Below are 12,918 nucleotides of genomic sequence, written 5' to 3'. Positions count from 1 at the left end.
CCCGGATCGCAGCCGCGCGGCGCTCACCCCGAACCAAGCCCTGGTCCGCGAACCACTGACCGACGCTGTCCTGCGCGGCCTCGTAGTCCTTGATGAGCGGATGAATCGACGGCTGAAGCATCCTGCGGGTCGCCGTTGCCGTCGGCATCTTCGCATTAGGCTTGGCAATCTCGACCGTCGCCCGGGGCATAATCACCGCGTGGATATGGTATGCTGCCTCGTCCCGGTCTGCTCGGGCGTGGATGACATCCTCGCCAAAGTTCTTTTTCAGCCAAGCAACCGCTTGAGTGCCAAATTCGTCCTCCCGCGAGCTCTGCTTTACTCCATGAAATGCGGCATCGCCCTCGAACCAGTCCTTGTTGACGGTGAGAATCACTTCGCGCATCGGCCCATGGCGGGTCGCCCGCCAAGGCTGCTTCGGCCCCTCGACGATGCGCCGCTCGATGTCCTTCTTGCGATTGCGCTTTTCGAGCGACTCCAGCTCTGCCGCGAAGTTCTCGGTGGTCATCTCGCGGATCTCGGCGAGGGCACGCGCCGCCCAGTCCTCGTGCCCGATCAGCGGCGGGCCGTTCAGCTTCGACCGATCGACATGGCTGAGGTCCCCGCCCTTCCGCAGTCGGTGGGCTTCGTAGCCCGCCAGGTGATGCGGGTAGAGCCCCTCGAACCGCAGCACCACGGGGTAGTCTATATGAATGTTTGAACCGTCCATCGGTGAACTCCTGAACACAAGAGATCAGAAGTTCGGACGATGTCCCGTGATCGGGAAACGTCGCTGTCGATCACAGCAACCTTCGTGTCGCTACTCGGAACGGCTCACCATAAACTTGGAAAGCAGCTCTACTGTGTGACGGAGACCAGACTGGCGGAGAGCTGCCCTTCGCTGCACCTTGGATGAGCGGCAGCTTTGCGTAGTCGTGACCTTTGCAAAGTCACGATCGCTGGATTAGGCATGGGGTCGCGATCGGTCCAGAGCCGCCGCTGAGGCATTGCGCGGAGAGGGTCCTGTCCCGGCCATTTTCTGCCGGGCGTGGAGACCGCGTTCGAAGGCGCGGCATCTGCCTCTTATGCGAAGGGGTTGGCTTATTCTCGTGCGCCTGCAGGCATCCTCAGATTTGCACACAAGTAATTTCATGGGTCTCGATCTAAAACGCGGATGCTATGCCTATGTTCAAACCGACGCGGTTAATATCATAAAGACCGATGTTGCTGTTGGTTGCGGATGCACTCAGCCGCACGGTTGGGTGGAATCCAAAATAGTCGATTTGTTGGAAAGTTGCTGAGATATCTGCCGAAATCTCAAAATCGCTGCGCCCGGATGCTGCGTGTGGCGACATGTCGTAGTCACGAAAGCTTGTTTCTAAACCGATTTGGATCGAGGTGCCAAAAACCGGCTTGCCGATTACATAACCGCCGCGCAGTTGCAGCTCATTATATTCAAGCTGCGCACTTTCCGAGCTTTGGGCGCCAGCAGATACACCCAGAAAGAGGCCGTCGTTATTAGCAAGCTGTTTGCTTACACCGGTGGAGATACTGACGCTTTGTGTATCCGAACCCTGTTGTGCTTGGCGTATATCCAATCCCAAATCAAGGCGCAGCTTGGTTGTTTGGTTGGCGTAGAAGCTCTGACCTACGTTGGCACTTACGAAGCTATTATAGCGTGTTCCCGCCAGAAATGTTTGTCCCAGATCAGCCGTCAGGGCAAACTCGCCGCGCCGATCCTCGCGCAAGCGCTTATACCCATAGCCAAGACGCACCGTGCCGTAGGCATAGTCACTGCCCGAGATATCCAGCGGGGCATTTCCATTCGCAATGCGTTCTGCGTCCTGGGCATCAAGGTCGTCTCGCGATCGGTTCGACAAGGTATAAGAGCGGTACGATAAGCCAAGCCGCAGGTCATGCGCAGTCCGCTCGGTCTGTTTGAACCGGTAGCGCGACTGAACTTCGGCCCCAAGCTCCAGCCCCGACAGTGCTTTAGACGCAGCACTTAGCGTAGCTTCTATACCTTCAGGATTAAACGGTTCGAAAAATTTGTAATACAGCGCTGAGGTCTCACGTGCCGATCCGTTGTTGATGTTGCTGTTGGGCGCAACGGTAAAAGACAGATGTGTACTCCACGGATTACGGCGCTGAACATATTTGAAATCCTGTGCGGCGCGAGATGCATGTGCCGGTGTTGGGGCAACTTGGTGTGCCCTACGCAACCAAAGCTGCGCACGCGTCCGTTTTCCGTCAGAAGACAGCGCTTGGGCGGCCAGCAAGGCCGCCGAGTATCTCTCTCCATTTGTTCGCGCATAGCGCCAGCCTGAAAGTGCCGCCGTCTGAGCCTTCCCAAACTCGCCCAGATTGCGTAACGCGCGCGACCGGATCATATGGGCGGTTACATCTTGGCCATTGCGTGTCAGTAGGGCGTCGGCCAGTGTCAAAGCCTGCAAATCCGCACCGGCAGCCAAGCTGAGCTTGGCTGCCTTTTCCATTTCCACGGGGCTGATCCGCGTTTCAGCGGAGGGGGCTTGCACAGCTGCAAAAAATGCAAATCCCAACGCGTAAAGCAGATGCTTACGAAGGTGGAATGCCATGATTAGTTGCCAGCGCCCCTATACACGATGAACCCGGCTGTTTCGCGAACAGTCCGATCGTCAAATTCGACGTCATTGGTCACAACGATAACCCCTGCGATTTCGCTTGGGTCATTACCGGAGACAACGGCATAATAGTTGCCATTTTCCAAGTCCTGCAACTCGCCCGCTTCATCCCTATACCGGGTCGTAATCTCGCCGGTCAAATCTCCGCTATCACGCAGATTGCCTGGCGCGATGGTGAATAGAGCTGTTGGGATCGCATCCAAATTTGGATTGATCCGATCGATGATGTCACGTGTGATGTCAGTGCCTTGCGCGTCAAACACCTTGCGCTCCGTCCACCGACCTTTCACGCCGTCCCCGCGTGTCCCGGTCACGTCGTTGAAGTCTTCGAAATCAATATCGATCGTCAATTGACCAGTGGTATATTCAAGCCCCTCAGCACCATCGAAATCGCGGATGCCCGCTGTCTTGCCTGAGAACGTCGCCTGCCCAGAATTCGGCAATGATACAGACCCGTTGCGTTGGTACAAAAAGCCGCCAAAGCCGTAATCTGCATAGCTGCCAGTCCGCACTATGGCGAATTGTGTCGCCGGATCGCCATTGGCACCTTTGTTCTTGCTGACTCCGTAAATCGCGCGGTAACCAAATTGGCTGATCGGATCGTCGGTGACTGTATCAGGGAACGGAGTAGTGGATTCGTAAACCGCATACTGCTCGTCCGCCAGACTGCTGACATCCGTTCCGCGCTGGTAAACATTGGCAGCGTCAAACGCCAGATTGTCCACAATAAATGTGTCAGTGCTACCTTCGTAGCGAAAGCTGCGGGCAAACCCATTACCGTCTTCAACCCCTGTGCCGCGCGCTTCGTAGCGTACAATTTTTTCACTCGATGTTGTCGAAACGGTGCCAGGAGGAACTTCAGTGCCCGATATGCCAGTATTGCCATCCGTCCCGCCGACATCTGTTCCATCGCCCGTTGTGCCGCCGCCCGAAGTGCCGTCGCCGCTATTGCCAGTGTCGGCGTTGTCAGTGAATGGATTTCCGTCACCACACCCGGTGAGGCTGGCGATTAGCACCAAGCCAATAATGCTGATTTTCACTTTTCTGCCCTCACAAGCGTTTTTTATCATTACAAATTCTATCGCTGTCTTTTCTCTCTCTTGTCAACTGGCGCGCACGGCTGAGCGCAACAAACTTGTGTATGATGTCGAAAAAACAATACTGGCATAACAACTTTGACCGCCCACGTCTCTGAAATACGCGACCACTTTCGGGTCAGGATTTGCTTTACATAACCGCAATCCGTACGGCTACTGTGGATGAGTTCGAAATCTCGCTGCTCACCAAAAACAGGCCTAACAATCGGCAAGCAACCTTAACAGGCTGCTGAAGAAGTCGGGCTCGAAGGACGTTGTTCTTGCCGCCCCGATTTGAAGGCGGTTCTCTACGGCATCGGCGGCAGACGCCGGGTCTGGGTTGCCTTGTTCGTCACGCTGCCAGGAGTTTCGGCAGCATAGCCAGATTGCAGGCCACCATAATCATCGTGAACTGCGCGCGGACCCTGTCGAGGCCGCGGTGAACGGTCTGGGCCATGCCGCCCACGGTCTTGGCCCAGCCGAAGGGTTCCTCGATCTTATTCCGGTGCCGCTGGGACAAGGCGTAGCTGGGATGTTGGGTGGTCCGGCCGTCAATGGCGGAATGCTTGGCTTTTTGTGCGACGTGCGGCGTCACGACCACGCGCCTGAGCGCGGCAATGAAGTCGGCGCTGTCGTATCCCTTGTCGGCCCCGAGCGTCAGGCGCCGGGTCGAGCCCGGTGAGTGGCGATTGATCATCTCGAGCGCTGCCTTGCGCTCGCCATGGCCGTCGGCGTGGGTCAGGTCCGCCTGCGCCACGAACCCGGTGCGGTTCTCCATCAGCGTATGGCCCATGAAGCACAGCATCGCCGCGGCGCCCGGCGCCTTCTTGTAAAGACGGGCATCGGGGTCCGTCACCGACGCATGGGTCGCGTTCAAGCGCTTCTCGCCCCGGAAGTTCACTTCGGCGTTGCGGGGCTGGCGGGGCGTGTCGGGCATCGGCTGGGTCTCGGTCTGCTGGTCGGTGTCTGCGGGGGGCTCTTGGGTTGGTGGCGGCAGGCCTCCGGGATCGTCGTCGTGATCGGGTGGCGGGCTATCCTTCGCCTGAAAGCTCTTCATGGACGCCCACGCCTTGACCAGTGTGCCGTCGACCGAGAAGTGCTCGTCCGACGGCAGCGGCTTGACCGAAGGGTGCGCCAGGATCGCGGCCATAACCTTGCGCGACATATCAGTCGTTAGCAGCCGGTCGCGGTTCTTGCTGAACACCGTGGAGACCCACACGGCATCAACGATCCCGAGCCCGACGAACCACCGGAACAGCAGGTTGTAATCCATCTGCTCCATCAACTGCCGCTCGGACCGGATCGAGAACAGGATCTGAAGAAGGCTCGCCCGGATCAGGCGCTCCGGCGCAATGGAAGGGCGACCGAAATCGGTGTAGAGCGCATTGAACTCGGCATCGAGGCTCGCCAGCGCGTCGTTCACGATCTGCCGGATCTTGCGAAGTGGATGACCCGCTGGAACCCGCTCCCCAAGGTCCACATAGCTGAACAGCGATCCGCTCGCTTCGTCCGTCCCACGCATCGTCACCCTCACTGCCGCTGAAGTTACGGAAGTGAATCATGTTCTCGAAACCGCGTCGAGACCTGCCTTTTTCAGCAGCCTGTTAAGCTCAGTTGGCGTCCAAAATCACTTTCCGACTGGAGAACAGCAGATTTATGCCCGACGGGTGCTGCAAATTTTCGTCACTGATTTTTTGCAATTACGAGAGGAAGCAGCCATTCGCTGCGCGATCCATGAAAGGCCGGTTTGGGCCGACTAACCGATCGGCTGCTTCGCTTTGGGCTGACTGCTGTCATATTACAGTTTCCGCCAAGAACGCCGAGTGCCCTTAGAGCAAATTCATCTGACGCGCACCGGGGCGATGTTCCAGAACCTCTTCGACATAAACAGTCTTGAGTAGGCTGGACGCAGACAGTGATTGCTCTTCGCGCAGACGGCATCGAATTGTGTCATTTGCATTGAGGGCGACAAGACCTTCCTGCACTTTGTTTTGGAATTCGGCATCCTCCATTTCGGCAGTAAATGGGCGCTCTCCACCATCAGAGAAACGCCACTTATACCCATCGCGGAAATGGACGGAGACGATCTTAAGCCAGGCGTCACGGTGGGTGATTTCGGTATCCGACTCATCGGGCTCCGGCGGCACTTTCAGCGACGGAAGGTCGGTGCGGGCAAGGCGAACGGCTTCGACTCCTGTATTGTCTGCGCCGATGCGTAGGTAATCAAGTCCGTCTACGCGAACTGCCTTTGCGCCGAGGTCCTCAACGGCCTCCCGTGTGGGTAGGTCCTGCAAAAGTGCGACAGTGCGATCATCGATAACAAAGGTCGTCTGGTTGATCGTTATTTCGGTAGTTCCGTCCCCTCGAGCTTCAACCTTATCCGGGCGCCTACCTCTCAGTGCTTTGATCGCGGCAAACAAGCCGATCGCGCCGCCACCTGCAATGGTTCCGCCCTTGATCAACAGGTCCATCAACTGGTCGGCTGCGACGACTCGTTGAGGATGAGCGCTCACCGCGTCTAGCATGTCTGAGAGCCACCCAACATCCATCGTAAGCGCTGCTACAAAGGACCCTTGGTCAGTTGCCGCGACCTTTAGGCGAGCGTCTGCACGATCGCCGTTGAGCGCCTTATTAGCTGCCTGAACAACGTTGCCGAATGCGAGAAGAGTGGGGGCCAGATCGCGAACATCGATCTCACCATCTTCAAATGGATCGCCTTCAAAGGCTATTTCAAAACGGGCTTTGGTCACAAGAACTGCTTACCTCTAACCCGTGCTCAAAGACAAACATAGCCAATGTGAAAGCGGGTTTTTCTCGCATCTATAGCCCTCCCAGCAGAAATTTCAAAGCAATTCTCAGGTTTTCGGGCGCTTCCACCCATCCCAGGCACACTGTGAGTTCGTCTATCACAGGATTTTTCGGCGGTAGCGAATGGCGGCAATGCGGGCTGCGACCGTAGCATTGCGATCAGTCACTGGATGTCTCCGTTGGTCCGCAACCGTCGTCGGTGTTGCTGCCAAGGATTACTTTCGGCGCGAACAGGATCGGTTCAGTTTTTCTGCGTAGGTAAGTACTCACTAAACAGCTGGCACTCCGGCCCTGCGGGCCTGCGTTCCAGCTGTCGTTCGCCGGGGGCTGACGCCCCCGGACCCCGGCGACGCTGACGCGCCGCTCGGGTAGCGCTCCGCCCTCCCGAACCCGCCCAGGGCCATCAGCCGGACCAGAGAGTGCGCCGCCCCTCTGGACACCCAGGGCAGGGTCGTCGTTCGCCACTCCCCCTGCACCCACTGGCGTCTCCCGACAGGCTCGGGTCATCGTTCCGCACTCCCCCAAGACCCCCTGCTCCCGGAGGATGCCGCTCCGCGCTCGCCTCCGAACCTTCCCCGCTCCCGGGCAGAGCGTTCCGCACCTCTTCCCGAACCCATCTCCACTCGCTCTCCCGGCGGGGTCGAGAGGGCGGCCCGTCTCGGCGCTCTCCCCGATGACGCAGGCAAGATGATCAGACAGGGAGCAGGCCAGCCCCTTCTGCCGTGCACGCGCCTTTTGACGCGCACGACAGAAGGTCCCGGCCGATAGGATAGGAAGGGATCGGGCGCGTCGGACATCCATAAATCAAGGACACCGATAATGCTCGACACCAACACCAGCAGCCTTACGATGACCGCCGCTTGGCAGGACTACCTGTCTTACGGCGACATCGTCTCCTTCCGCTTTCCCCTCGCCGAGAAAGGCCACACCGGGCGGCCCAAAGCGCGCCCGTGCCTCGTCCTCGACATCGAGGTTCACGGTGATGAGCGCTATGCGCTCTTGGCCTACGGCACCACCTCGCGCCGCCGCTCGAACATCGGCTACGAAGTGCATGTTCGCCGCAAGGCCGATTACCTCTCGGCAGGCCTGAACATGCCGACACGCTTCGTCGGCGCACGCCGGCTGCTCGTGCCACTGAACCATAGCGGGTTCGTCGTCTGCGGAGCCACCTGTGCGCCCGTGCTCGGCCGTCTCGACGGCAACCCGTTCGCCGCAATGAACGCCGCGCGCGGCCGCATTCACGCGGAACGCGACATCGCTGCCGATCGACGCGGCCGCAGCCGGATGGGCGCGGCCAGCTGGCGCAAGGCACATCCTGCACTTCTTGGTGGAAAGGCGGTGCGCGCATGATCTCCACATCGTCCACCACGCTCTTCGACCAGCAGGTTGAACTCGTCCACGCTGTCGTCACCCTGCGGCACGGTATGGCCGACCATCTGAGGAAGCGGGTCCTGCCGCACCTGGACTTGGACGCCCAAGAGGTGGTGGACGAGACCATCGCGTTTCTCGAGGGGGTAGAGGATATCGGCATCAACCTCCTGTGCCTCATCGACATCGCGCGTGGGGAAGTGCGCAAAGCAATCGCCGCCGGGACCTCGGAGAAGAGGGTTCCGATTCCGCGAGAACGCCTCATCGGCAACCGGGAAGCCTACGATGTCTACAGGGTGATCAACCCGGACGCCGAGGCCCTGAAGGTGGCTCTGCCGCCGATAGAGGAGCTTGTGAGGGCGACAGAACGGCTCGTTCAGTTCGCCAAGGCGGTCAGGCTCAGCGCCGACATCGTAAACCTCAGCTGAGACCGACGGCGCCCGGATGGGCGTCGTCTCTTGAGGGGCCGAAAGGTCCCGACGCCGGGACTGGATCCCCCGGCATTCGGCGCGCTGGCAATGTTCACCTCTCCTTCGCTGCTACGAAGACGCCGGCGCGCCACGCTCTTTATAGAAAATCTGCCTTTTAAAAACGGCATTATTCCTTGGGAGACCGTGAGGTAACTGCCGCTACCTGCCATCTGCCTACCGCCATCCGCTCTCGCACTAGCTGACGATATTTTTCGGAAGGAAGTGGTCGTTTTCGCCGGTGACGCCGGCTGTTGCAGAACCAGCAGGCGGCAACGATGTTGCTGACGGTATTCTTGCCTCCCTCCGACCGGGCATGGAGATGCTCGGCGGTGCAGCGCAAAACGTGCGGCGCTGATTCCATTTTGCGCTGCGTGCCGGAATTTGTCTTGGCACCATTCTCCCACATCGGCAGGTCGCAATAATAGCAGCGCCCACCCTGTTTGATCATCTTTTCTTTACGAATAATCTTCAATGCCCTCACAGCACGGATCCTCCATTCAACTTCATGAGAAGCGAATGCGCGACGTCTCTAAAGACGCACCCCGGCAGGTAGCTTTTGCTCGCGCGAGACCCAATTATTCGTGGTTCCGCAGTCCGGATAACGAAACCTGACGGATATACCCTCAGATCAGATCAGCGCTGGCTCAATCAAGACGAAAAAAACGTCTTCGCTCCGTCAAAGATAGATAGGGGCAGATTTTGCGTCAATACAATTGTTGAAACCATTGGTCGGCATCTACGCAGGAAATAAAGCAAGCTTTCGGATGTGCTGAAAAGATGGCTTCGATCAATTACGATAGCCTTGCCGATGGCGGTGGGGAAGACACCATTTTTCGGGGCGCCTAGTCGAGCAGACAGTTTATGAATACTAAACGGTGCTTCGTAGAAGGTCGCACTTACCGCCAGCGTCACCGCTGGCGGTCGCGTCACAGGTCAGTTCAGAATGGAATAGCATCCACAGAGCCGAACAAATCTTCACGGCTGGAGTCAGGTCGGCCGCCGAAAAGATAGCTCATGCCGAGCCCGAAGTTGGTTGCACTCTCATCCTCTCCTGCGAACTCGAACATGGAACGACCAATACTTGCCGAAACGCGGATCGGCGCTTCAGCCGGATAGTATTCGGCACCGAACGAGTAGTTGTGAAATCGGAGATCCTCTTCGACGCCATCTATGCCGAGCGCCGCTCCGTCATAAGCCGCAAGAATTGCAAAAGTCGCCGACAGGTCATAGTTCGCGCCGACACCATACATAGCCACGTCTACGTCTGCTTCATCAATGTCAGCAAGCCCCGCGTATGTTTCGAACGTCATAGCGTTCTGGCGAAATTGGCCCTCAATGCCGTAGGCCGATGCATTCACGCCGAGGTCCGTTGTTCCGAGTCCTTCGATGTCGAGATCGCCGAGATCGAGGTAACTTGCGAAAGCGCCGATCTTGCCCGAACCCAAGTCGCCGTAAATGTGCCCGTCTAATTGATAGGTATCGAGGTCGGCAGCACCTTCCACTCGAACGTTCGTGAAGGATCCACCCAATTGCACACCCAGTCCGGCAGCCGAGACAAAAGCTCCAGCGCCACCAAACGTGTAGCTATCGACATCGAAGCCGTCGCCGCTATCTGTTTGTCCATACGAGAGACCAACTTCGCCAAAAACCTTCTCCTGAGCCTGCGCCAGCGGAGCGCTTGCAATCAGAAGGAGTGATAGTGTTGATATAAATTTCATATTTTCTTTTTCCTGTCCCGATGAGCGCAATAAGCTGCATCCTTGATTGATCCACAATATCTGTGTCGGAAACCCGGGAGGAGAGAAAGCGAGTGTTGCACTACAACCACTAATTGTTGAAGCCAGTAAAATAGCGGCAATAACGCAATTATCAAATATGCCGTGATGAAATCGTGCTTACTGCGAGGAGTGAGAAGTATCGCGACTGTATTGGATTTCCGGTCCCAAGATAGACCAAAAATGAACTCCAACCCAGCATGGTTGCGCAATCTCCTGTGCCGCCGCGCGTGTCGAATCAATCGAACTGCCATCATCGTGCTGCCGTTTGCAAACGCCGCCCTGCACTTTCAGTGAGGCGGTCGCGCCCGCAGGTTGCCCTGCGGGCGCTTTCGGTCGCCTCTGTGCGAAGGCTCGGGTAGGCGTCCCCCTTGTCGGTTTTGGAATGCCCGAACAGGAAAGGACTCCGCCGATGCCGCTCGACAGACTGATAGACCTTCTCGCAGAAGCCGCTGTCCGCAAACTCTCGCAGGAGCGGGAGAAGAAGGAGGCGACGCCTGACGCGATGCTGGCAATCTACCGGAGATTGTGGACATGGCCACAACTTTTCCGCATTCCTTGCAGATAATCCACCAACCGCGCCGCGGACGCCACACCTCGAGGATGATACACCGATGACACTTCAGACGACCGCCCTTCTCTATCTGCGCACCGCGTGCACGGACGACGCGTCCATCGCCCAGCAGCGTCAAGACTGCACAGACTACGCCAACACGCGCGGCTGGCGCGTCCTCGATACCATCGTCGACAACGGTGTCTCCGGGATGGGCGGCGTATCTCGCCTTGACGCCCTTCAAGACCGCGTCGCCAGCGGCGAGGCGCAGGCTATCATTACAGCCGATTTGTCCCGCATTTCGCGTGACCCGGTCCAGGTTCGGGCGTTCGTGCAGCTCTGCCAGCAGCACGGCGTCGATTTATGCATCGTCAAGGAGCCGTTCAGTATTGATGATGTGCTCAAGTTCGTCGACATCGTCCAATCCGCTCCAACCGACAATCAGCGAACCGCCGGGGAGGACAGCCTGTGACGCAATACACCGCCCCACGCCGCGTCGCACTCTACGCGCGGTATTCGACGGACATACAGAACCCGATGTCAGTGGATGATCAGTTTCGACTGGCCGAACGCTATGCGGCCCGGGAGGGCTGGGTGGTCGTCGAGCGTTTTTCAGACAAGGCCATCAGTGGCACGGCGAGCCACGACCGTGCCGGCTTCCTACGGCTGATGGATGCGCTCGCCGCAAAGGAGCGCAGCTTCGACATCGTCTTGGCCGAGTCTCTCGACCGCGTTTCGCGCGACCCCGAGCACCTGGCGCGATTCAACAAGCTCGCCAATCACGCCAGGGTCGACATCTACACCGTCGATCGCGGCAAGGCAGACACCCTTGCGGTCGGCCTGTCTTCCCTGCTGAGTGGTATGTTCCTCGAGAAGCTGTCTGCCAATGTTCACCGCGGGATCGAGGGAAACGTTCTGCGAGGCCTGAGCGGCGGAGGGCGCATCTTTGGTTACCGCCCCGGCACCGACCAACGCGGCGCCCCCGTAAAAGGGGAACTCGCCATCGACCCGATCGAGGCGGCGATCGTGCGCGGTATCTTCCGCGACTACGCCGCGGGTATTTCACCGATCAAGATCGCCAGCCGGCTGAACGACGAGGGGATCCCCTCGCCCTCCGTCGGATCGAAGCGTAAATCATCGGGGCACTGGAAGCAGAACACGATCAACGGCAACCGTGAACGCGGCACCGGTATCCTGAACAACGAACTCTATGTCGGACGCCGCGTCTGGAACCGATTGAGCTACAGCAAAGACCCGCACACGGAGAAGCGGACCTCGACCCTCAATCCACAGAGCGAATGGCAGACTGTCGAGGTGCCAGGCTTGCGGATCGTCGATCAGGCGCTCTGGGACGCGGTGAAGGACCGCCAAGCCTCGCAGACGAAGCGCCGGAGCAAAATACCCACCACGGACCGCAATCGGCTTTCGTCGGGCCAGACGCTCCGGCGGCGGAAGTATTTGCTGTCGGGCCTGCTGCATTGCGGCCTCTGCGGCAGCCGAATGACGGTGGCGGGGACGGGCAAATACAAGACCTACTACTGCGCGAGCGCCAAGGAGAAGGGCCCCAGCGTCTGCACGGGCTTCCGTGGACTGCGCGACAGCATCGCCCTACCCCTGGTCCTGTCGGGTGTGCGCGACGACCTGATGAGGCCCGAGGCCTTCGAGACCTTCCGGAAAGGGTTCCAGCAACGGCTGCGCGACAGCCAGGGCGCTGCCGAGGACCAGCTCCGCATCCACGACGCGCAGGTGATGGAGTTGGAGACGGGCCGCCGCAACCTCATCATCCTGGCAAAGCAGGGTCTGGGGTCGCAATCGCTCGTCGAGGAACTGAACCAGATCGACGCGGATCTGGCACGCTTGGGCGCGAGCCGGGCCAAGATCACCCCGCCGGAGATCGAGCTGCCCGACAACCTGCCTGAGCTTTATCGCGAGATGATCCGCAATCTGGCGGCGACGCTCTCCGAAGAGGCCATCGCGGGCCGTGCCGCCGACGAGCTGCACGAGCTGGTGGACCGGGTCGTTGTGGATTGGGATGCGGACGCAAATGCGCACCGTCTGACGATCGAAGGCGACTTGTTTGAGATGCTACGCAAATCGGCGCCGAGTGAACTCGACGCCGTGTCTGGTGCGATTTTCGCGGAAGTTGGTTGCGGGAGTAGGATTTGAACCTACGACCTTCAGGTTATGAGCCTGACGAGCTACCGGGCTGCTCCATCCCGCGATATT

At 58.7% G+C, this 12,918-nt stretch carries 11 protein-coding genes and 1 tRNA gene; 4 read left to right on the top strand and 8 right to left on the bottom strand.

All coding sequences use genetic code 11. The features are described from left to right. From GZH79_RS09275 to GZH79_RS09255, 5 genes are all read right to left on the bottom strand, one after another. On the bottom strand, positions 1–709 hold a 709-nt coding region (locus GZH79_RS09275; protein ID WP_211643514.1), incomplete at its 3' end, for a plasmid recombination protein. A 433-nt stretch (positions 710–1,142) separates the two neighbouring features. Further along, positions 1,143–2,576 carry a surface lipoprotein assembly modifier gene (locus GZH79_RS09270; RefSeq protein ID WP_211643513.1) on the bottom strand — a complete coding sequence of 478 codons (1,434 nt, stop codon included), beginning with the start codon at positions 2,574–2,576 and terminating at the stop codon, positions 1,143–1,145. A 2-nt stretch (positions 2,577–2,578) separates the two neighbouring features. Continuing rightward, positions 2,579–3,682 carry a hypothetical protein gene (locus GZH79_RS09265; protein WP_211643512.1) on the bottom strand — a complete coding sequence of 368 codons (1,104 nt, stop codon included), beginning with the start codon at positions 3,680–3,682 and terminating at the stop codon, positions 2,579–2,581. A 388-nt stretch (positions 3,683–4,070) separates the two neighbouring features. Then, positions 4,071–5,240, bottom strand: a complete 1,170-nt coding sequence (locus tag GZH79_RS09260; RefSeq protein WP_211643511.1) for an IS5 family transposase — start codon at positions 5,238–5,240, stop codon at positions 4,071–4,073. A gap of 307 nt (positions 5,241–5,547) precedes the next feature. Then, positions 5,548–6,468, bottom strand: a complete 921-nt coding sequence (locus GZH79_RS09255; RefSeq protein ID WP_211643510.1) for a hypothetical protein — start codon at positions 6,466–6,468, stop codon at positions 5,548–5,550. Positions 6,469–7,345: 877 nt separating this feature from the next. Between GZH79_RS09255 and GZH79_RS09250 the strand changes: the two genes are divergently transcribed. Both GZH79_RS09250 and GZH79_RS09245 read left to right on the top strand, forming a co-directional pair. Then, a complete protein-coding gene (locus GZH79_RS09250) occupies positions 7,346–7,876 on the top strand; it encodes a hypothetical protein (protein ID WP_211643509.1) in 531 nt (176 codons plus the stop codon). Next, a complete protein-coding gene (locus GZH79_RS09245; protein WP_211643508.1) occupies positions 7,873–8,322 on the top strand; it encodes a hypothetical protein in 450 nt (149 codons plus the stop codon). Before GZH79_RS09250 ends, GZH79_RS09245 begins: the two co-directional genes overlap by 4 nt. 169 nt (positions 8,323–8,491) lie before the next feature. On the opposite strand, the gene GZH79_RS09240 is transcribed toward GZH79_RS09245, so the two are convergent. Together GZH79_RS09240 and GZH79_RS09235 are read right to left on the bottom strand one after the other, a co-directional pair. Next, positions 8,492–8,845 carry an HNH endonuclease gene (locus tag GZH79_RS09240; RefSeq protein WP_211643507.1) on the bottom strand — a complete coding sequence of 118 codons (354 nt, stop codon included), beginning with the start codon at positions 8,843–8,845 and terminating at the stop codon, positions 8,492–8,494. Positions 8,846–9,302: 457 nt separating this feature from the next. After that, positions 9,303–10,082 (bottom strand): hypothetical protein, encoded by a 780-nt coding sequence (locus GZH79_RS09235; RefSeq protein WP_211643506.1) that lies wholly within the window; start codon positions 10,080–10,082, stop codon positions 9,303–9,305. 671 nt (positions 10,083–10,753) lie between these two features. Between GZH79_RS09235 and GZH79_RS09230 the strand changes: the two genes are divergently transcribed. After that, complete coding sequence (locus GZH79_RS09230; RefSeq protein ID WP_211643505.1) at positions 10,754–11,164, top strand: recombinase family protein; 411 nt, start codon at positions 10,754–10,756, stop codon at positions 11,162–11,164. Continuing rightward, positions 11,161–12,858, top strand: a complete 1,698-nt coding sequence (locus tag GZH79_RS09225) for a recombinase family protein (RefSeq protein WP_211643504.1) — start codon at positions 11,161–11,163, stop codon at positions 12,856–12,858. The genes GZH79_RS09230 and GZH79_RS09225 overlap by 4 nt, the downstream gene beginning before the upstream one ends. On the opposite strand, the gene GZH79_RS09220 is transcribed toward GZH79_RS09225, so the two are convergent. Further along, positions 12,837–12,913, bottom strand: a tRNA-Met gene (locus GZH79_RS09220). The genes GZH79_RS09225 and GZH79_RS09220 overlap by 22 nt on opposite strands. Between the last annotated feature and the right edge of the window lie 5 nt (positions 12,914–12,918).

Source organism: Loktanella sp. SALINAS62 (assembly GCF_018263905.1).
Classification (GTDB): Bacteria; Pseudomonadota; Alphaproteobacteria; order Rhodobacterales; family Rhodobacteraceae; genus Loktanella.
Note: the sequence above shows the minus strand (reverse complement) of the source record. Positions and strands in the feature narration are given on the sequence as shown.

Bases quoted from the DNA above. Each gene is read 5' to 3' on its own strand.
- GZH79_RS09245 (WP_211643508.1), top strand. From the start codon at position 7,873: ATGATCTCCACATCGTCCACCACGCTCTTCGACCAGCAGGTTGAACTC.
- GZH79_RS09235 (WP_211643506.1), bottom strand. From the start codon at position 10,082: ATGAAATTTATATCAACACTATCACTCCTTCTGATTGCAAGCGCTCCG.
- GZH79_RS09250 (WP_211643509.1), top strand. From the start codon at position 7,346: ATGCTCGACACCAACACCAGCAGCCTTACGATGACCGCCGCTTGGCAG.
- GZH79_RS09270 (WP_211643513.1), bottom strand. From the start codon at position 2,576: ATGGCATTCCACCTTCGTAAGCATCTGCTTTACGCGTTGGGATTTGCA.
- GZH79_RS09260 (WP_211643511.1), bottom strand. From the start codon at position 5,240: ATGCGTGGGACGGACGAAGCGAGCGGATCGCTGTTCAGCTATGTGGAC.
- GZH79_RS09230 (WP_211643505.1), top strand. From the start codon at position 10,754: ATGACACTTCAGACGACCGCCCTTCTCTATCTGCGCACCGCGTGCACG.